Consider the following 21,224-nt stretch of genomic DNA (forward strand, 5'->3'; position numbering starts at 1 on the left):
CTTTTACGCATGATTATCTCGTGTGTGAACACCTTGTGTGCAAGTGCCCCTCAGCGTAATCAGCGTAAAAAGAGACAGTTCCGGTAAGGAAATTGTCTCCGATTACGCAACTAACCGTATGCACTCCCGTTTGCGTAAAAAGAGACAGAGGCCCATAGAGCAACGACCCGCGGCACGCAGATTATGCGGGCAGCGGGTCGTTGTGTATGTTCAGGATTGCTCAGGCCTTGTCTTCAAGATTGAGACCGAGCTCGAGCTTGCCGCCCGGGATGGCGTCAAGCAGGTCCTTGGTGTACTGCTGCTGCGGATGCAGGAACACCTCGTCGGTGGTGTCGTGCTCTACAAGCTTGCCATGCTGCATCACGACCACGTCGTCGGCGATTTGACGCACCACGGCGAGATCGTGCGTGATGAACAGGTAGGTGAGCCCCTGCTTGGCCTGCAGGTCGTTGAGCAGATGCAGCACCTGATCCTGCACGAGCACATCCAGGGCGGAGACGGCCTCATCGCAGACAATGACGTCGGGGTTGAGCGCCATGGCTCGTGCGATGGCGATGCGTTGGCGCTGACCGCCTGAAAGCTCGTTCGGGTACCGTGCCATCACCGACTCCGGCAACTCCACCATGTCGAGCAGTTCCTTGACGCGGTTGAGGCGGCTCTTCTTGTCGCCGATCTTATGGATGCGCAACGGCTCCTCGATGGAACGGTAAATCGAATACATCGGGTCGAGCGAGCCATAGGGGTTCTGGAATACCGGCTGCACATGACGGCGGAAATCCAACAGGCTCTTGCCCTTGAACTCCTGAATGTCCTGACCGTTGTAGAGCACCTTGCCCGAGGTCGGCTCGAGCAGCCTCAACACCATGTTCGCCACGGTGGACTTGCCGGAACCGGACTCGCCCACAATGGCCAGCGTGGTGCCACGACGAATCTTGAAGCTTACGTCGTCGACGGCCTTGAACATCTCACGGCGTCGCGGCAGCTTGAATTCCTTGGTGAGATGGTCGACGTCGATGATCACGTCGCTATGCTCGAGCTTGTCTTCGTCCACCTTGTGATCCATGAGCGAGGTGGCGTCCTCACCCTTCTCCTCCACGGAGATGATGCGCTGCGAGGCCAACGATGGGGCCGCGGCCACCAAACGCTTCGTGTAGGGGTGCTGCGGGTTCTGAAGCACTTCGAGCGAGGGGCCGGATTCCACCACCTGCCCCTTGTACATCACGACGATATGCTGGGCGCGTTCGGCGGCCAGGCCGAGATCGTGCGTAATGAACAGCACGGCGGTGCCGAGCGAGTTCGTGAGCTCCTGCAGGTGGTCGAGAATGCGCTTCTGCACGGTCACGTCAAGGGCGGAGGTCGGCTCGTCGGCAATGAGCAGCTCAGGACGGCATGCCAAGCCGATGGCGATAAGCGCACGCTGTCGCATGCCGCCGGAGAACTCATGCGGGTACTGGCGTGCACGCGTGGCGGCATCGGGCAGACCTGCTTCATCGAGCAGGCCCGCGATGCGGTCGGTCATCGTGGAACCGGTGACGTATTTCTTGGCGATGTACCAAGCGTCGTCATCCTTCACACCGCTTTTGATGAGGTCGTCGGCAACACGCCAGCGGGTTTCGGAACCCGGCACCCACTCCTCGCGGAAATACGCCATGCGCTTCTCGTACTTGCCGCCTTCCACACCGGCCTTGACCAGGGCCTGCCCGGCCGCTTCGAGCAGCTCAGGCAGCTCCTTGGAACCGAGGAAGGTCTCATCGCCCTCGCTTTTGATCGTGATGTCGGCCTGGGCCAATGCCTTCGACAGGTTCGAACGCTTCTCGTGGGCGACGTCCATATGGTTGGCCGTCAACGCCTCCTTGACCTGGGTGCCGATGCGGTACACCGGGTTCAGATTGCTCATTGGGTCCTGCGGCACCAAACCCATCTTCGAACCACGGATCGAAGCGAACTGCTTGGGCGAGTATTGGCTGATCTCTTGCCCTTCGAGCTTGATCGAACCGCCCACCACATGGCCGGTACCCGGCAGCAGGCCCAGGCATGCCATGGCGGAGGTGGACTTTCCGGAGCCGGATTCGCCCACAATGGCCACCCACTGGCCCGGGTACACGCTGAACGAGCTGTTGCGCACGGCGTGGATCGGCTTGCCCTCATCGGTGGTGAAGTCCACCTGGAGGTCTTTGACCTCAAGCAGCGGGCCCACCTCATGCTGCATGTCCTCGATCTTCTCTTCGATCGTCTCCTGATTGGACTGTGTCTCGTTTGTCATCGATGTCTCCTGTGCGCTCATGCGGTACGGCTCTTCGGATCAAGGGCATCCTTGACGGCATCGCCCATCATGATGAACGCGAGCACAGTGATGGCCAACGCCAGCGACGGGTAGAACAGCACCATCGGGTCGGTGCGCAGCACGGTCTGCGCCTTCGAGATGTCACCGCCCCAGCTCACCACGCTCGGCGGCAGACCGATGCCGAGGAAGCTCAGCGTGGCCTCCGAGACGATGTAGGAGCCCAGCGACGTGGTGCCGATGACGATGATCGGTGCCACCGAGTTCGGCAGAATATGGCGGAACAGATTGCGCATCGGCGTGGAGCCGAGCGCCGTGGAGGCGGTGTTGAACTCGAGGTTCTTCGAGCTCAACACGGCGCCGCGGGCGATACGTGCCGTCGAGACCCATCCGAACAATGCCAGCACGAGCACGACCTTCCAGATTGACGAGCTCGTACGGAACATCTGCAGCACGACGATGGCGCCGAGCAGCATCGGGATGGCCAGGAAGATGTCGACCAGACGGCTCAGCACCGCATCGACCCATCCTCCGAAGAAGCCGGCGATGGCACCGATGAGCGTGCCGACAGCCACGACGATGATCGTGGTGAGCACGCCGACGCTGATCGAGGTGCGTGCACCATAGACCACACGGGCGTAGACGTCGCAGCCCTGCAGGTCGAAGCCGAAGGGGTGGCCCGGCTGGGAGCCGTCGAGGGAATTCTCGAGATTGCAGTAGTTCGGGTTCGTCCTGGTGAACACCCCCGGGAAGATCGCAACGAACAGGATGAACAGGATCACGATTCCCGAGATGATGAACATCGGGTTCTTGCGCAACGTACGCCACGCATCGGCCCACATGCTCGTGGCCGGTGCGGATTCATCCACATTGTCCACCGAAAGCAGCGGGGTCTCATCCAGGGGGGCGACAAAGCGCTCCTGCCCAGGCAACGGTTTGTTGGTGATGTCAGTCATGTCCCTCCCTCCTTCACACGTAGCGGATGCGCGGGTCAAGCGCCGCGTAGAGCATATCGACAATGAGATTGCAGATCACGAACACGAGCGTGAGCAATGTGACCACCGACACCACGAGATTCGCCTCGCCTTTGAGGATGCTCTGATAGGTGAGATAGCCGATACCATGAATGTTGAAGATCTGCTCGGTGATCATGGCACCGCCCATCAGTGCGCCGAGATCCTGACCCAGGTAGGTGACCACCGGGATCATTGAATTGCGCAGGATGTGACGGAACGTGACCGCGGTGTTGCTCATGCCCTTGGCACGGGCGGTGCGCACGTAGTCCTGTGCGATGTTCGACGAGATTTCGGAACGGGCCAGGCGAATGATGTACGCCATGGAAACCGACCCGAGCACCATGGCCGGCAGCAGCAGGTCGAAGAAGCCAGGGTCCGCGCCCGCCGTCACCGGGAAGATGTGTCCCTTGACGCCGAGGAAGTACTGGCCGACGAAGCCGGTGACGAAGGTCGGCACCGAGATGAGCAGCAGCGAGACGATCAGGATGACCGAATCGTACCACTTGCCTTTCTTGAGGCCGGAGATTGCGCCGAACACGCAGCCGAAGATCGCCTCGAAGCAGAACGCCATGAGGGCGAGCTTCAAGGTGACCGGGAACGCCCGGCTTATCTCGTCGATCACTGGCTGGCCGGCGAATGTGTTGCCGAAGTTCAGCGACAATGCGTTCTTCAGGAACAACAGATACTGGACAATAAAAGGCTTGTCCAAATTGTATTCACTGCGGATCTGGGCTGCGACGGCCTCATTGACTGGCTTGTCGCCGAACATCGCCTTGACTGGATCGCCTGGCAGCGCGAATACGAGCGCGTATACCAGCAATGTTGTACCAAGAACCACGGGGATCATCTGCAGAATACGTCGCAGAAGATACTTGCCCATCGGTTTCTCCTTGCAAATTCAATGCCGGTGCAACGCGGCGAACTCGACACGCCAGCGGTTGCATCGGTTATTCAGTTCGTGCCTAGTTTACCGCATGCGTTGACTTACGTCGAGAAGAAGATGCCCCATATGGGCTATGGGAGGTGTGGCCCGCCACGTAAATCACAGTGGCCTTCTGCCTGCAACCGAAATACAAGAAGAGGGCGAAACCAATGGTTTCGCCCTCTTCCCATGGATGGTGGCTCATGTGCTCACACAATTGTGAACAAATTGAGCATCACTTGGACATCACCTGGACATCACTTGGACATCTCTTCATAGATGGGCTGGTTCTGCCAATCCATCTGGAAGTTCTTGACGCCCTTGGCTGCCACGCCGTCCGCATTGGAATAGTACAGCGGGAACGCCGGAAGCTGTTCGAGCAGGATCTCCTCGGCATCGTGGTAGTACTTGATGGCCGTTTCCTGATCGGTCGCCGAAGCTGCCTGATCGAGGAGCTTGTCGACGTCCTTGTTCGAGTAGTCGCCGTCGTTGGAGCCGTGACCATTGGCCGCAGCGGTGTCGTAGAGCTGGTACAGGTAGTTCTCGGCCGACGGGTAGTCAGGCTGCCAAGCGGTGCGGAAGGCACCCTTGATCGTGCGGTTCGAAATGGCGTCGCGGAACTCCTGGAAGGTCGGCATCGGGTTGATCGAGGCCTGGATGCCGAGGGTGTTGTTCACCTGGTTCACCACGGCCTCGTAGATCGGCTGAGCGCCGCCATCGGCGTTGAACGAGAACGTGAGCTTGCCGTCGTACTTCGAGATCGCGTCGGCCTTCGCCCACAGCTCCTTCGCCTTGGTCGGGTTGTACTTGAGGTTGTCGGAGCCCTTGAGATCCTTCGAATAGCCCGGGATCACCGGTGCGGTGAAGTCGGTGGCCACGGTGCCGATGCCATTGAGCACCTTCTCGACGATCTGCTCACGGTTGATGGCCATCGAGAGGGCCTGACGACGCAGCTGGCCTTCCTCGGTGCCGGTCTTCCAGTGGTCGAGGTCAGCCGGGATGGTGAAGGTCTGAATCACGGAGCCGGCCTTGTTGTAAGGCTCAACATCCGGATCGCTCTGGAAGGTCTTCGTGTTAGAGGCCGGGACGGTGTCCATCACATCGAGGTTGCCCGCCTGCACATCGGCGTACGCCGAGTCCGGGGAAGTGTAGATCTTGAAGGTGACGCCGTTGTTGGCGACCTTCTGCGAGCCCTTGTAGTCGGCGTTCTTGGAGAGCACGATCTGCTTGCCGTGATCCCAGCTGTCGAGCTTGTACATGCCGTTGCCCACCGGCTTCTCGCCGAAGGCCTTCGGGTCCTTGTAGAACGATTCCGGCAGCGGAGCGAAGGCCAGGTAGCCGATCTTGACTGGGAACACCGAATCAGGCGCGTTGAGGTCGACGGTGAAGGTCTTGTCGTCCTTGACCTTCAGGCCTTCGAGCTGCTCGTCACCCTTGAGGGAGTTGGCGTCCTGCAGCTTGTCGTAGCCCTTGATCGAGCTGAAGAAGGAGGAGCACTTCTGGGCGTTCTTCGCATTGGCCACATAGCTCCAGGCCTTGGTGAACGACTCGGCGGTGACCGGCGTGCCGTCGGTGAACTTCCAGCCGTCCTTGAGCGTGATCGTGTACTGGGTAGAGTCGGCGTTCGGCTTGATCGAGTCGGCGACCTCGTTCTCCGCCTCGCCCTTGGCATTGAAGGCGATGAGGTTGGCAAACAGCAGCTGGCCCACCTTGCCGCCGCCGGTCTCATTGGTGTCGCCTGGGATCAGCGCGTTCTGCGGCTCGGAGTTGTATGCGGTGATGATGTTGTCGCCGGAGCCCTTGGCCGAGCTGCCGCCGTTGGAACCACAGGCGCTCAGGCTCAGCATCATGCCCAGTGAGCAGATGCCGGCGATGAGGCCGAGTGTCTTCTTCTTCATGGTATCTCCTATTCATATGCAGACGAATACTCGCCTAATAGCAGCGGGGCTGAAGGTGGGACCCTCAACCCCGTTGCTGATTACCCATCATTATTGCCACACCTCCCGTCAAATCAAAATCCGCAGCAGATTCATTCCATCGATACATCTCATTTGCGCATGCGTTGCAATACGCGCATTTGCCGCGAATCCCCGTCAATTCACGTGGGAGGCGTACGCCGCTACATTGTTACCGATGTGTTAACAAGTGACGCCGACGGTCCGGGGCAATGCGCCCTATGCTCGGGGAAAGGCCTGCCTATAGCGGTCCTTGAGCTGTTCGATCGAGACATGCGCATATCGTTGCGTGGTCTGCAACGAGGAATGGCCGAGCATCTCCTGCACCTCGCGCAGATCCGCACCCCCGTCGAGCATATGGGTGGCGGCGGAATGGCGCAACGCATGCGGCGAGATGTCAGGCACCCCCGCCTGCTCGGCCTGCTCATGCACCACCTGACGCACCACACGCTGGTCGATGCGGCACCCACGTACACCAATGAACACCGCGTTGCCGCTGTTCCCATTCGCGAATACCGGCCTTCCCCCGTGCAGCCAGTGCTCAACTGCCTGTTGTGCCGGAGCCCCGAACGGGATGACTCGCGTCTTGTTCCCCTTGCCGAGTACACGCACTGTGCGGTTCGACCAGTCGAACGAGCCCATGTCCAATCCCACGAGTTCGCCCACACGCATACCCGTGGCATACAGCAATTCCAGCATCGCACAGTCACGGAGCGCCTTTGCATGAGCGTTCAAGGCGTCGTCCTTCGACTTGCCCGCGTTCTTCTCCCCTGCTTCGGCATCCACGGTGTCCATCAGTCGTTCGGCCTGGTCCTCGTTCAACACGGCCGGCAGGTTCCTGTCGATTTTCGGCGTGCGCAATGCATGCGCCGGGTTGTGGGCGAGCATCCCATGCTCATAGGCCCAGGTGAAGAAACTACGGACGGCTATCGTTTTGCGGGCGAGCGACGTCTTGCCCACGGTATGCGCCATGCGCCCCATCCACATGCGCAGGTCGTCAAGCGTGACATCGTCGGGATTCCCACGGCCGAAGGCATCGAGCGCTTCCAGGCACTGCAGAATATCGCCGCGGTACGCCATGCAGGTGTGCTCGCTGAGTCCCCGGTTGGAGCGCAGATATTCGATGAATCGCTCCATCAGCACTTGCGCATCCATGGCACCTTCCATCTCGTGAGATTGTGCGATCCAGCATACCCTGCTTCCGGTACTGTGGTCTGTGCAAACGACCCTCATCCATGACCATATTCGACTCATATGGAGCGGTCGTGCAGTGAAGATGAAGGGGCCTGCGCCGTTTTGCGGGGCAGATATCGCGCCGTGCCATGCACATATGCAGATTGGCGCATCCCACCCATCGGATACCGGGCGACGCAAGCCCGGTGGAAAGGTTTCCATGAGCAAACAAGCCCGCACAGTCACAAATCCTGACGACCCGGTCGTCGCCCGCGCAGTCGATCTGGTCAAGACCTACGGCGATACGGACAGCCAAGTGACGGCGCTCAACCATGTCAGCGTCGAATTCCAGCGCGGCGAGCTCACCGCAATCATGGGGCCGTCCGGATCCGGCAAGTCGACACTCATGCACTGCATGGCCGGATTGGACGTGCCGACGAGCGGACAGGTGTTCGTCGAAGACCTCGAGGTCTCGTCAATGAAGCAGAAGCAGCTCACCCAACTGCGGCGCAAAGAGATCGGCTTCATCTTCCAGTCCTTCAACCTCGTGCCAACGTTGACGGCCGAGGAGAACATTCTGCTGCCGCTGCAGATCGCGCACCGCCCGGTCGACCGCGACTGGTTCAGGAAAGTCGTCGGCGTCGTAGGGCTCGAAAACCGCCTCGACCACCGCCCCAGCCAGCTCTCCGGCGGCCAGCAGCAGCGCGTCGCATGCGCCCGCGCGATGATGGAACGTCCGAGCGTCATCTTCGCCGATGAACCCACCGGCAACCTCGACTCCCGTTCGAGCCGCGAGGTGCTCGGCTTCCTGCGCCAATGCGTGCAGGACTATGGCCAGTCGATCGTCATGGTGACACACGACCCGCGTGCCGCGAGCTTCGCCGACCGCGTGCTCGTGCTTTCGGACGGTTCGATCACGCAGGATATGGACCACCCGACCTACGACGACATCCTCGCCGTCTTCGCCGAGCACGACGACCCGGACAACGGCCCGGTCGACGTCGAGCCCGCAGCCAGGGAGGCCTGAGCCAACGATGTTCCGTATCGGATTAAGGGATACCAAGGCGCATTTCCGTCGCTTCATCATGTCGATCATCGCGATCGCGCTCGGCGTCGCGTTCGTCGTCGGCTCGTTCTGCTTCCGCGAGATGCTCAACGACCAAGTCTCGCAGATGATGGGATCGAATTCGGACGCCGACGTCTATGTGCGCGGCGCGACCGAGGAGAAGCAGGAGCCGGGTGGCAGTGTCACCAGCTACAACAGCACATACAACGAAATCAGCACAAGCATCATCCCCGACATTGAGAATGTCGACGGCGTCGCGAGCGCCGATGCGACGATGCAGCTGGGCAACGCCGTGCTGCTCGACCACAACGGCGACGCGCTGACGACGGTCGGTGCACCGACGCTCGTCATCGGCGTCGATCAGGACGCCCCATGGCGTTCGGCGCATTTCGTCTCGGGCGAATACCCGCAGACGGACGATGAGGTCGCGCTGCTTGAAGACACGGCCGACAAAGCCGGGCTCAAGACCGGCGACACGGCGAAACTCATCGTTGACGGCGAGGCACGTGAGATGACCGTCTCCGGTGTCTTCACTTCGCCGTCGACACAGCTCGGCGCAATCCTCATTCTCGCCCGCCCGAGTTTCGTCCAGCATGTGCTGCAGGAGGAGGGAGAGGACACCTCGAGCATCCAGTTCATCGGCGTGTACGGCAGCAAGACGACGCCGCTCGACGAGGAGGCCCAGCAGCAACTCGCCGACCGCATCAACAAAGCACTGCCGAAGAGTGCGGACGCGCACGCCGTGACCGGCGACTCGGTGCGTGACGACGCGACGAAGAGCATCCAGGACCAGCTCGGCTTCATCCAGCCGCTCATCCTGATCTTCGCGGCGATCGCGTTGTTCGTCGGCGCGTTCATCATCGCGAACACGTTCACGATGATCGTGCGCGAATCGATGCGCGGTTATGCACTGCTGCGTTCGGTCGGCGCCTCGCCGTTGCAGGTGTTCGCAAGCGTGCTCATCCAGGCTGTCATCCTCGGCCTGGTCGGCTCCGGCATCGGTGTGCTGCTCGGCTGGGGTCTGCTCGAATTGATCGCGAAGGGCATGACGCAAAGCGGCATGCCGCTGTCCGGCTCGCCCACCCCTTCGGCGACCGATGTCATCGTCGGCGTCATCGTCGGCGTCATCGTGACGATCATCGGCGCGACATTGCCAGCGAAGACCGCGGCGACCGCTCCCCCGATCCAGGCGATGAACGAGACGGTCAATCCGGAGAAGCCGGTCAGGGCACGTGGATGGATTGGCATCGCGATGGTCGCCGTCGGCGCAGCCTTCTGGGTGCTGTGCTATCTCGATGCGGACAAACGCGTTGATTGGCAGTGGCTCAAGGACCTCGGTTCCGGCTGGACGCTCGGCCTTGGCGCGGCATTCGTCGTCATCGGCGCAATCGTGTGCGCGCCGGCGTTCGTCGCGCCCGCTGCGAAAGTGCTCGGCTGGATCCCGTCGAAGGCGTTCCCGGTCACCGGCAAGCTCGCGACGCGCAACATCGGCCGCGCGAAGCGCCGCACCGCGAACACGGCGGCCGCGCTGTTCATCGGCGTCGCGATCGTCAGCTGTCTCGGCGTCGTCGCATCCTCGATGAAGACCTCGGTGAGCGACCTCGTCGACAACAACGTGAACGCGGACTACGTGGTCATGGCGGCGAGCATGACGCAACCGATCTCCACGAAGGCCGTCGACGCGGTCGAGGACACGGAAGGCGTGGGTGCCTCGTCGGCCGTCTCCATGCTGCCCACGGTGAAGGTGACGAACGCCACGAAGACCATCATGCCGACCACGAGCAAGGTCGATCTGTTCACGAAGATCGCACCGGTCGAACGACAGGATGGCGATGCCGCGAAGGCGATCGAGAACGGTGAGGCCGTGATCGGCCGTACCGTCGCCAATGATGAGCACTGGAAAATCGGTGACACGATTGATCTCAAGTCCGAAAACACATCGGTCGACGAACAGGCCACGAAGCAGGCGTACGAAGCCTACCAGAAGAAGATCGAATCCCAAGTGACGGCACTGCAGCAGGAAGCGCAGCGGCTTGCCTCCTCGGGCGACGTCTCCGGCGCTCAGAGCAAAGCGAAGGAGGCGGAGAGCATCGTCAAGCAGGCGCAGAATACCGACCCGAAGCAGTTCGTCAAGATGAAGACCGAGACGAAGAAGGAGCAGGTCAAAATCGGCGCAATCGTCGATGACGCTCTGTACTCCGACGGCATCATGATCTCGCTGCCGACTGCGGAGAGGCTCACGAGCAAAGACATGATGATGGTCACGCAGATGTACGTGCAGGCGAAGCCCGGCGCGAACATCGAGCGACTCGGCAAGAACCTGGAGAAGGCCGTGAAGCCGTTCTACACGATCTCGGTGCTCACACGCGACGAGTTCAAGTCGTCGATGAGCTCGATGATCAACTCGATGCTCGCGATCATCTACGCGCTGCTCGCATTGTCGATCATCATCGCGATCTTCGGCATCGTCAACACGTTGGCGCTCAACGTGTCGGAACGTACAAAGGAGATCGGCCTGCTGCGCGCGATCGGCACGTCGAACGGCCAGGTGCGTGGCATGCTCGCGATCGAGGCGGTCATCCTCTCGGTGTTCGGCACACTGGTCGGCATCGTCGTGGGTGTCGCGGCCGGCGTCGTGATTCGCATAGCCTACGAGTCGCAGGGCATGACGACGTTGACGATCCCGTGGGACCAGCTCGTGCTGTTCCTCATCGTCGCGATCCTCGTCGGCCTCATCGCCAGCATCTCGCCGGCAAGGCGCGCGCTGAAGCACCCCGTGCTCAACGCAGTCGCCAGCGAGTGACGGAAACCCGGTCAGCAGTGGCTGGGCCCGGTCAATCGCACGATTGGCCGGGCCCAGCCGTTATATGCACTCCCCGAAGGCCATGGCACGATGTCTGCGCAGCGTTGCATGTTGGGAGGGCATCGTTTTCGGGAAGGAGCGCGAATGAGATTGCCGGAACGAATCCCGGTGGGAGCGCGCGTGGTCGTGCGCATCACCGATGGCGTCGACGAGTACACTGGTCGACACCAGTACCGTGACTATGTGGGCCATGTGCGTGCGTGGGATGGCAGAACACTGCAGCTGACGCGCGATGCCGCGGCGAACGGCAGCAGACCCGCACAGGACGTGGATATATCGGCGACCGACATCGCCATTCTCAAACCGGTGCCAGAGCGCCCGGCTGCCCGTAGATGAGCAGCCAGCAACACGTCAGGAGCGAATGCTCGGATGCTGCTCGGCGATCAGGCGGTGCCCGGAGGTGAAGCGCACAATGTACTCACCCCGTTGGGCGGATTTGAGCAGCTGTTCGCGCCAATGCTCAGGGTCGATGCGCAGCGACTGGAAGATGGTCTCGGTGCTGTCGCTCACCTTCCCCGCATTGATCTGCGCCTTGTAGTCGCGATATGGCTGCCCCTCGGCGAAGAAATGGCGAATCTCGGTCTCGTCTTCCTCATGCAGGGCATTGGCGAACTCGCTCAGCCAATCGATCATGCGATGCAGCAGTTCCTCCACATTATGCGCGTTCTCGACCACCATGGCACGCGTGCGATCCGGGTCGGTCAATGCCACGCGGGTCATGTCGCGCCAAGAGCCGGCAGAAAGTGCCGAGGCGATGGCGTTGTTCGCATCGCTCGTCATCTCGTTGATGAGCGCCGTGGACAGCACATGCGGCATATGCGAGATGAGCGACGCCTCGCGGTCATGGGTCACATCGTCAATCACGATCATCGTGTTGCGCACGCCGCGTGTGATCATGCCGGCGATCTGCACAACGCGCCGGTACTGCGTGTGCAGACCGAATGTGACCGCCCACAGCGCGTCATCGAACAGTGTGGGGTCTGCGGCCACCCAGCCAGAATGCTCGTTGCCGGCCATCGGATGCGCTCCCACGTAGCAGTCAAGCAGACCGACTTCGCTTACCTGTGTGCGCACGGGCCCCTTCACCGAACCGACGTCGGACAGCGTGGTCTTCTGTGGATTGATGATCGGTTTGATCGTCTGCAGCACCTGCGGCATCGCCACGAGCGGATTGCACAGCATGAGCACATCCGGCTCCTCCGCCACCAGCTCCTCAAGCGTGTCCTTGCAATCGATGCCGGCCGCACGAGCGTTCGCATATGGGTGATCGCGATGATTCCACGCACTCACATGGCAGCCGGACTCACGCAGACGGCGTGCCAGCGAACCTCCGATGAGCCCGAGGCCCACTATGGCGACATGCTTGGGGCATTCGATGCCCTCCGGTGCGATTTGGGGTTCGCCGGCGTTGTCGCGATCCCACTGCTTGATCGTCTCCTCGTGCATATCCCGCTCTACCACAGCAATTCCTTTCGCACATCTGCGCTCTCACGCCAATTCGCCATGTGGGGTTCACCTTCAAATCGTACTCCACCTGCAGGAAGCATCCATTCCGAGACCGTTGGGTAGTTACGCTCGTCTCGCGGGTAGACCGCCAGCGTGCGCACCCAGTCGCCGTGCTCACATATCTCCACCAGTGCGTTCACGAACCGTTCATCCCACGGTGCCGCGTCGAGCGTCGCCAGGAAGCTGTAAGTGCCGTCGCGTCCCTTAACCGGCCGCGAGATCAGGCTCACCATGTTCAGTTGCGCGTCGCGCAGCACGTCGAGCAGATTCGCGAGCACACCGGGCCCCGTCACCAGCGGAATGAACGCGATGACCGATTCAAATTCAGTCTTCGGATCGCTACGTGGGATTCGCAACCGCTCCACCACCTGACTGCGCGGGGCGATCGTGAGGAACTCGGTGCGAGCGCCGTCGAAATCTCCCACATTGGCCGCCACGCGGTGCAGACCGTAGATGTTGGCACAGATCGAGGGGCCCAATGCAATCTGGAAGTCCTGAAGATCGCGACAGGCGGCGGCATTCGATGCTGCGGGAACCGGTTTCAGTCCATGCTCGCGCGCGAATCGCCGGCATTGTGCGAGTCCGTGCGAATGCGCGCAGACCGCGGTGCAATCGCGAATCGCAAGCTCGTCAATCGTGGGCGGCGTTGAGGCGGCACCATAGGCATTCGCATTGTCGCGGGCGGGAATCTGCGCATCGTCGACGGCGATCTCACTGGCATATTGTTCGCACGCATGCCGGTAGGTGCGCTCGGTGACGAATGCGTCGAATCGCACATTCACGCCCACGCGCAGGAAACCGGCGGCATCGGCGGCGTCCATCATGAGGTCGAGATTGGGAACCACGAATCCCTCGACATTGTTCTCCCAGGCGATGGTGCCCCATCCCTGCCCGAGCTCCACTGCATGCAGGATCTGAGGAACCGTGTCGCAGGCGACGAATTCGAAATCCGCGACGTCCATATGCAGCCTACGTGATGCCTCGGCGGCAGACTCAATGGCCGCCTGATGCGTGAACGAACCCTGCGGGCCGAGATAATGGATGCGTGTGGATTGCCGCGTCATGGATTCCCTCACCTACCTGCCGTCAGTCGTCTGTGCCGGAGTCATTCTCGGATTTGCGTCTGCCCACACGTCGCGTCGGCATGCTGAAGAATCTCCTCGGGAACACGAGCAGTAGCAACTGCACGACAACGACGCCGAACAGCCAGCTGTAGCCCGCATGCTGCGACCAGAATGGCAGCGAATCCGAGGCGAATCCGGCAGCGATGAGTACGTCGCCCGAACGCAGTGCCAGGAAATACAACACCGTGGTGCTGGCGATGAAATACAATGCGAAGCCGGCCACGCCATCCCTGCTGCGCGCACTCCATGCACCGAGTGCCACGAGCAGCAACGCCAGCACCAAGCCGTATGGGATGTTCTGCGCGGCACCCATGCGGTGCGCAAATGTTCCCACAATGCCGAGCGCCGCGCCACTGACCACATCGATGAGGTAACGCAGCCACGGCCGCTGCCTGTAACTCCATGGCAGCGCGGACTCCTGCGCATCATCGCCCGCCGTGACGTATTCGGTGACGTTCGTGTTCTGGCTCATGGCTCCATCGTAGGCGTCCCGCGGGATTTCAGGGCACGCACATATATGCATATGCGATGGAGGGCGGCTTGCACCGCCCTCCATTCCGATCACATGCGCATCGCCGGCATCACTTGTTGTTCTGCTGCGCGTTGGCGCGACGCTGCTTGGCGCGCCACTTGTACCAATCCTCACGGCCAAGGATGATCTTGCGTACACGGATCGATTCGGGCGTGACCTCCACGCACTCATCCTCGTTTGCGAAGTCAAGCGACTCCTCCAGGCTCATCTTGATCGGCGGGGTGAGCGTCTCGAGCACATCGGCGGTGGAGGAACGCATGTTCGTCATGTGCTTGGCGAGCGTGATGTTCACGTCGAGCTCGTCCGGCTTGTTGTTGATGCCGACGACCTGCCCCTCATACACCGGCGACTGCGGTTCCACGAAGAAGTTGCCGCGGGCCTGCAGACGCTGCATGGCGTATGGCGTGGCCACACCCTGGCGGTCGGAGACCATGGAGCCGTTCTGGCGGGTCACGATCTCGCCAGCCCATGGCGCATAGCCGGCCGCGATGGAAGACGAGATGCCGGTGCCGCGGGTGGATGACAGCAGTGCGGTGCGGAAGCCGATGAGGCCACGCGACGGCACGGTGAACTGCAGACGCACCCAGCCGGAACCGTGGTTCGACATCGAGTCCATGCGGCCTTTGCGGGCGGCCATGAGCTGCGTGACGGTGCCCATGTACTCCTCCGGCACGTCGATCGTCGTGTTCTCCATTGGCTCGCACAGCTGGCCGTCGATGGTCTTGGTGACCACCTGCGGGCGCCCGACGGTGAGCTCGAAGCCTTCGCGGCGCATCTGCTCGGCGAGCACGGCCAGTGCCAGTTCGCCGCGGCCCTGCACCTCCCAGGCGTCCGGGCGGTCGGTGGGCAGCACCTTGATCGACACGTTGCCAATGAGCTCGCGGTCGAGACGGTCCTTGATCATGCGGGCGGTGAGCTTGTGGTCCTTGCCCTCGGTGCCGGCCAACGGGGAGTCGTTGGTGCCGAAGGTCATCGAGATGGCCGGGTCGTCGACGTGGATCAGCGGCAGCGGGCGCGGGTCGTTCGGATCGACGATCGTCTCGCCAATCATGATGTCGTTGACGCCCGCGACAGCCACGATGTCGCCGGGACCGGCGGACTCGACCGGCAGACGGTCGAGACCCTGAGTACGCAGCAACTCGGAGACGCGGAAGTTCTCGATGGAGCCGTCCACGCGCGACAGGCCGTAGGTCTTGCCCTTCTCGAGCGTGCCGTTGTAGATGCGCACGAGACCGAGACGGCCGAGGAAGTCGGAGGAGTCAATGTTCGCCACATGGGCCTGCAGCGGTGCGCCCGGCTCGTATTCGGGGGCCGGGATGTTCTTGATGATCGCGTCGAACAACGGTTCCAGATTGTCGTTGTCGGGCAGCTGGCCATCGGCCGGCTGGTTCTCGGAGGCATAGCCCACCTTGGCGGCGCAGTAGATCACCGGCAGGTCGAGCAGTGAGTCGAGGTCGAGGTCCACACCCTCCTCGATCACATCCTGCGCCAAGCCAAGCAGCAGATCGGAGGCCTCGCCCACGACCTCCTCGATGCGAGCGTCGGGACGATCCACCTTGTTCACGCACAGGATGACCGGCAGCTTGGCCTCGAGCGCCTTGCGCAGCACGAAACGGGTCTGTGGCAGCGGGCCCTCCGAGGCATCGACGAGTAGCACGACGCCGTCGACCATCGAGATGCCGCGCTCCACCTCGCCGCCGAAATCGGCGTGGCCGGGCGTGTCGATGACGTTGATCGTGATGCCCTCCGGGTGACCGTATTTCTCGGCAAGCGGTCCGGTGTACTCGACGGCCGTGTTCTTTGCGAGGATGGTGATGCCCTTCTCGCGCTCCAGGTCGTTGGAGTCCATGACGCGGTCCGGCACTTCCTCGCGCTCGTTGAACACATGGGACTGCTGAAGCATGGCGTTGACCAGCGTGGTCTTGCCATGGTCGACGTGAGCTACGATTGCAACATTTCGAATATCGCCGCGAACAGCCATTCAAAGCCTCTCTTGATTATTCCTATGATGTGATTCACACTCAGGCATACGTATAGGTGTTGCGTTGACTCGCAAACCATCGCAATCGTACTCTCGCAGTGTGACAGCGTTGTATAATTATTCGTCCTATTTCGCCTGAGGAGTGGCTCGGCATATCTTTCACCAGTCTGTCTGCACGTCGACGACCGAGCTTGGCATATATGGTCGTTGAGCGGGCAATCTGTCCATAGAACGACCATAGTAGAGACAAAAAAGGTCGTTTACCCACATTGTTGTCAGGTAAACGACCAAAGTTGGCATGAACTATGGTCGTTCAGTGGACACAGTCTGCAAGGAACGACCAAGTCTGCAGATTAATCCTCCAGGGATTCACCGGTACGCTCGGGCAGGAACAGCGCGGCGACGCAGGCGAGCACGAAGGCGACAGCGAAGACGATGAAGGCGACGGACTTGTTGCCGCCGGACATCGTGAGGAACCACGGCACGAGAAGCGGCGCCACGATGGCGGCGATACGGCCCACGGCGGCGGCTGCACCGGCTGCGGTGGAACGCATGCGGGTCGGGTAGATCTCCGGCGTCACCGCGTACATCACACCCCACGCACCCAGGTTGGAGGCGGAGAGCAGCATGCCGAAGCACAGCACCTGCGCCACCGTTGCGGATTGCGAGAACAGGAACGCGGCGAGCGCGGAGACGGCGAGGAACACGCTCAGCGTCTTGCGCCGGCCCCAACGTTCCACGAGGAATGCGGCAAGGAAGTAGCCGGGCAGCTGCGCGATCGAGATGGCGAGCGTGTAGCCGAACGACTTCGTGAGCGAGCCGAACTGGTCTGCAAGCAGCGACGGCATCCAGGTGAACGCACCGTAGTACGAGAAGTTGACGAAGAACCAGGTGGCCCAGATCGCCAGCGTGATGCCGAGGTATTTACGGCCGACGAGTTCGCGCATGCGAATCCTACCCAGTTTCCTGGCGGGTTTCGATGGCACGGCGGCGACACCCGAGGCTTGTTCGAAGTAGCGGACGGAGGCCTCTGCGCGTTCGTTGTCGCCACGGGCCTCGAGGAAGCGCACGGACTCGGGCAGGTGGCGGCGCGCGACAATCGCATAGAGCAGCGGGATGGCGCCGATGAGCAGCGCCCAACGCCAACCCCAGTCGCCGGTGTTTGGAATCACGAAATAGCCGATCATCGCGGCGAGAATCCAGCCTACCGCCCAGAACGATTCGAGCAGCACCGTGATGCGGCCGCGCTGCTTGGCCGGCGAGAATTCGGAGACGAGCGTGGAGGCGACCGGCAGTTCGGCGCCCAGACCGAGGCCGATCACGAAGCGTGCCGCCAAGAGCGCGAGCAGCGTCCACGAGAATGCCATGGCACCGTTGGCGAGTCCGAACACGATCATTGTGGCGGTGAACACCGTCTTGCGGCCGAGCTTGTCGGCGAGGAAACCGCCCAGCGCGGCGCCGATGGCCATGCCAATGAAGCCGATCGACAGCACCCATGACTTCTGCGTGGCGTCAAGGTTGAAATGCGGGTCGGCGGCGATGGCGGTGACGACGAACGACACCAATCCCACATCCATGGCGTCGAAGGCCCAACCGATGCCCGACGCCATGAGCAGTTTGCGATGCGCCTTGTTGAACGGCAGGCGGTCGAGTCGTTCGTTGCGTGTGAGCGTGGTCGCTTCGGCATTGGCGAGCGGCTCGCGCTCCGGTGAGGGGCCGTCGATCGGCGTTGCGGCGCCGAGGCCCAGTTCCGCGGTGGTCATAGCACTCCTCGGTTTCTTCTCTCTGTGTTCTCGTTGCTCTGTCCTGTGTTGGATGCGATGCCTATGCATGCGGCATGAGGGCGGAAAGCGCGTCGTCAGGCGTATTCACCTGCAAAGCTTCGCAAGCACCATGCGGGTTCCCGGCTACATGCTCGGCGAAGAAGGCGAAGCCCTCCTCCTCGGCATGGTCGGCGAAGTGATACAGCGCGGCAGGCCGTCTGCGGCCCTCCCGTGCCACCTCGCCGGTGTCTTCCAACGTGTGCGAGGCGAGCATCTTGCGGCGGAAATTCGCCAGATCGATCTCCTCACCCAGCACCGCCTCCACCACATCGTGCAACTGGCCAAGCGTGAACGGCTCGGCAATCAGCTGCCGTACCACATTCGGCGCATCCATGCGGTGGCGCAGACGCCACAGCGCATACTCCACGATTGTGGTGTGGTCGAAGGCCAGTTCGGGCAGATCGTCCACCGGGAACCAACGCACGTTGTGCGCATTGCCCGCCGTGCCAGGCTCTGTGCCGAGATCGGCATGGTCGAGCAGCGCCCAGTAGCACACCGACACCATGGGAATGCCGTTGCTCGAGCGCATTGGGTCCCCGAATGTGTACAGCTGCTCCAAGTAGGTCGGGTGCAGGTCGGTGGTGGAGGCCAGCGTGGCGAACGCGGATTCCTCAAGCGAACGGTTCGCCTGCAACCGCCCTCCCGGCAGCGCCCACATTCCCTTGAAGGGTTCGCGGGTGCGCTGGACGAGCGGGAGCCAGAGTCGGCGGCGCGCATGCCCGTGCGTCTCCGATTCCAACGCCAGAATCACCGAGGTGACGCCAATCTGCGGCGGGGCGAATCTCCGTTCGCTCACATTGCCGTACCCCATACCTCTCCTATCGGACTCGTCTGCCTCGCATGCATCCCTATGGCATGGCAGCATGCCCGGTTGCATCCACCCCAAGCATATCATTAATAGTCACTATGACTATTAATATGTGTCCACATGGTGGAACACTGTTTGCCCATACAATCCCGCGGACAATGAAAAAAGAGAAGAAGGAAAAGTGGAGGGGAAGGAAAGTGGAATCAGGCGACGATGTCGCGGTAGATCATCTCGCGGGCGACCTCGCGGTACTCCTTCGCCGTCTTGTGGTTGTGCGCGAAGAACGTGATCGGCGCTGCGGCCACATTGGCGTCGGGAAGCTTGATCGAACGCGAGATCACCGAGTGGAACACCTTGTCGCCGAACGCCTCGTAAATGCGCTGCAGCACCTCGTCGCTGTGCAACGTACGCGTGAACATCGTGACGAGCACGCCGTAGATCTCCAACGACGGATTGATGCGCGACTGCACCTTCTCAATGGACTGCATGAGCAGCGCCACACCACGCAATGCGAAGAACTCGGCGGCGACGGGAATGATCACGCCGTCGGCTGCCGTCAGCGCGTTCACGGTGAGCAGGCCGAGCGAAGGCTGGCAATCGATGATGATCGCGTCGTATTCGTTGATGATCGGCCGGAGCACCGAAGCGAGGATCTGCTCGCGCCCCACCTCAGTGACCAGCTGCACCTCGGCCGCGGAAAGGTCTATGTTCGCCGGAATGATGTCGAGCCCATCGAATTTGGTGTGCTGAATCACCTCATGCACATCCATACGCGGATTGAACAACGCCGTGTAAATCGTGTTCTCAAGCGCGTTCGCATTGATGCCCAGACCCACCGTGGCCGCCCCCTGCGGGTCGAAGTCCACGATGAGCACGCGCCTGCCGTACTGGGCGAGCGCGCCGGCTATGTTGATCGAACTCGTGGTCTTGCCTACGCCGCCCTTCTGATTGCACATGGCAATGACCCGTGCGGGACCATGCTGCCGCAATGGTTCCGGCACCGGGAAGGTCTCGTATTCACGTCCAAGCAGATCGGTAGGCATATCGTTCACTTTACCAGTTCAATAACACAAGAGCGCCCGCATTTGCCCCATGCAAACGCCGCGTTCACTCACTGCATATCAGTGTAATGCGCCGAGTAGATTGCGCGCTGCACTACTTCGCACGGGGATGCGAGGTGATGTACGTCTCGATCAGCGTGTCCTGGCTGACATGCGTGTACATTTGCGTCGTCTTCACCGAGGCGTGCCCGAGCAGCTCCTGCACGGTGCGCACATCGGCGCCTCCCTGCAGCATATGTGTGGCGAAGGAATGCCTCAGCGTGTGCGGATGCAGGGGTTTGCTCACATGTGCCAACGCACCGGCATGCTTGATGATCTCCCACACCGACTGCCGGGTGAGCCGCTTGCCGCGTTTGTTCAGGAAGATCGCGCTGCGCTCGCGCTCGCCTTTCGCCTTGTTCTCGAGTTCCGGTCTGGCATGCTCCACATACGCGCGCAATGCATTCGCCGCATACGTGCCAAAGGGCACGAGCCGCTGCTTGGCGCCTTTGCCGGTAAGTCGCACCACTTGCGCATCCATGTCGACGTCGGTGAAGTCGAGTCCCACCGCCTCGCTCACCCGGCAGCCCGTGGCATACATCAGCTCGAGCAACGCCGAATCACGCATCGACACCGCCTCGCTGGCGTCGTCATGCCGCGCCGCATCGAGCAGACGCTGCACCTCGTCCACGGTGAGCACTTCGGGCAATGTCTCCGCAGATTTCGGCGGACGCACGCTCTGTGAGACGTCGTCGGCCACCACACGCTCGGATTGCATGAACCGGTGGAACATATGGATGCTTGCAAGCCTACGCGCCAATGAGACCGCGCTTGTTCCCGACTTGGACTGCGCGGCGACGAAATCCTCCACATCGTTCGACGTGATGGACGCGGCCTTGGCGATCCCCTGTTCGCCGAGCCAACGCACATACTGGTCGATGTCGTTCTCGTATGCCTGCACCGTCGCCGCAGACAGGCCACGTTCCACATCGATATGCGCGAGGAACCTCGCCTCGAGCATCGGCAGCTCGCCGTTCATCGCCACGCCTCCTTCTGCTCCCTAATCAATGTATCTGTATATCAGCATCTTCGGATTGTCATTGCGCGCCAGTTTTTCCCTGCGCCCCTTCTGCG

General features: G+C 61.5%; 16 protein-coding genes. 3 read left to right on the plus strand and 13 right to left on the minus strand.

The window, feature by feature from the left end; genetic code table 11:
- Positions 1–220: 220 nt before the first annotated feature.
- The 5 genes from OGI63_RS10295 to OGI63_RS10315 form a co-directional block, all read right to left on the minus strand.
- Positions 221–2,263 carry a dipeptide ABC transporter ATP-binding protein gene (locus OGI63_RS10295; protein ID WP_004269171.1) on the minus strand — a complete coding sequence of 681 codons (2,043 nt, stop codon included), beginning with the start codon at positions 2,261–2,263 and terminating at the stop codon, positions 221–223.
- 17 nt (positions 2,264–2,280) lie between these two features.
- Entirely contained in the window at positions 2,281–3,237 is a 957-nt protein-coding gene (locus tag OGI63_RS10300; protein WP_004218722.1) for an ABC transporter permease, read from the minus strand.
- A 13-nt stretch (positions 3,238–3,250) separates the two neighbouring features.
- Positions 3,251–4,177 (minus strand): ABC transporter permease, encoded by a 927-nt coding sequence (locus tag OGI63_RS10305; RefSeq protein ID WP_004218721.1) that lies wholly within the window; start codon positions 4,175–4,177, stop codon positions 3,251–3,253.
- Positions 4,178–4,476: 299 nt separating this feature from the next.
- On the minus strand, positions 4,477–6,117 hold the full coding sequence (locus tag OGI63_RS10310; protein WP_004218720.1) for a peptide ABC transporter substrate-binding protein: 1,641 nt from the start codon (positions 6,115–6,117) through the stop codon (positions 4,477–4,479).
- Positions 6,118–6,393: 276 nt separating this feature from the next.
- Complete coding sequence (locus OGI63_RS10315; RefSeq protein ID WP_004218718.1) at positions 6,394–7,329, minus strand: tyrosine recombinase XerC; 936 nt, start codon at positions 7,327–7,329, stop codon at positions 6,394–6,396.
- Positions 7,330–7,567: 238 nt separating this feature from the next.
- Between OGI63_RS10315 and OGI63_RS10320 the strand changes: the two genes are divergently transcribed.
- The 3 genes from OGI63_RS10320 to OGI63_RS10330 all read left to right on the plus strand — a co-directional run bounded on the left by OGI63_RS10320 (position 7,568) and on the right by OGI63_RS10330 (position 11,612).
- Entirely contained in the window at positions 7,568–8,374 is an 807-nt protein-coding gene (locus OGI63_RS10320) for an ABC transporter ATP-binding protein (RefSeq protein WP_004218716.1), read from the plus strand.
- A gap of 7 nt (positions 8,375–8,381) precedes the next feature.
- Complete coding sequence (locus OGI63_RS10325) at positions 8,382–11,216, plus strand: ABC transporter permease (RefSeq protein WP_012619816.1); 2,835 nt, start codon at positions 8,382–8,384, stop codon at positions 11,214–11,216.
- 144 nt (positions 11,217–11,360) lie between these two features.
- Positions 11,361–11,612, plus strand: coding sequence for a DUF6725 family protein (locus tag OGI63_RS10330; RefSeq protein WP_004218710.1), 252 nt, complete (start codon positions 11,361–11,363; stop codon positions 11,610–11,612).
- 15 nt (positions 11,613–11,627) lie between these two features.
- Here the strand turns inward: OGI63_RS10330 and OGI63_RS10335 are convergent, their stop codons facing one another.
- The 8 genes from OGI63_RS10335 to xerD all read right to left on the minus strand — a co-directional run bounded on the left by OGI63_RS10335 (position 11,628) and on the right by xerD (position 21,129).
- A complete protein-coding gene (locus OGI63_RS10335; protein WP_004218709.1) occupies positions 11,628–12,722 on the minus strand; it encodes a prephenate dehydrogenase in 1,095 nt (364 codons plus the stop codon).
- An 8-nt stretch (positions 12,723–12,730) separates the two neighbouring features.
- Positions 12,731–13,846 carry a prephenate dehydratase gene (locus OGI63_RS10340; protein WP_004218708.1) on the minus strand — a complete coding sequence of 372 codons (1,116 nt, stop codon included), beginning with the start codon at positions 13,844–13,846 and terminating at the stop codon, positions 12,731–12,733.
- 22 nt (positions 13,847–13,868) lie between these two features.
- A complete protein-coding gene (locus OGI63_RS10345) occupies positions 13,869–14,378 on the minus strand; it encodes a hypothetical protein (RefSeq protein ID WP_004218706.1) in 510 nt (169 codons plus the stop codon).
- 109 nt (positions 14,379–14,487) lie between these two features.
- Positions 14,488–16,419, minus strand: a complete 1,932-nt coding sequence (typA, locus tag OGI63_RS10350) for a translational GTPase TypA (protein WP_004218705.1) — start codon at positions 16,417–16,419, stop codon at positions 14,488–14,490.
- Between the two features lie 353 nt (positions 16,420–16,772).
- Positions 16,773–18,182 carry an MFS transporter gene (locus tag OGI63_RS10355; RefSeq protein ID WP_004218704.1) on the minus strand — a complete coding sequence of 470 codons (1,410 nt, stop codon included), beginning with the start codon at positions 18,180–18,182 and terminating at the stop codon, positions 16,773–16,775.
- Between the two features lie 61 nt (positions 18,183–18,243).
- Positions 18,244–19,053: an NUDIX hydrolase gene (locus OGI63_RS10360; protein WP_004218703.1), complete on the minus strand. Its 810-nt coding sequence runs from the start codon at positions 19,051–19,053 to the stop codon at positions 18,244–18,246.
- A 200-nt stretch (positions 19,054–19,253) separates the two neighbouring features.
- Positions 19,254–20,093, minus strand: a complete 840-nt coding sequence (locus OGI63_RS10365; protein WP_004218702.1) for a ParA family protein — start codon at positions 20,091–20,093, stop codon at positions 19,254–19,256.
- Positions 20,094–20,205: 112 nt separating this feature from the next.
- The gene (gene xerD / locus OGI63_RS10370; RefSeq protein ID WP_004218701.1) at positions 20,206–21,129 is read right to left on the minus strand and encodes a site-specific tyrosine recombinase XerD; all 924 of its coding nucleotides are present in this window, start codon (positions 21,127–21,129) and stop codon (positions 20,206–20,208) included.
- Between the last annotated feature and the right edge of the window lie 95 nt (positions 21,130–21,224).

The organism is Bifidobacterium sp. KRGSERBCFTRI (assembly GCF_025908335.1).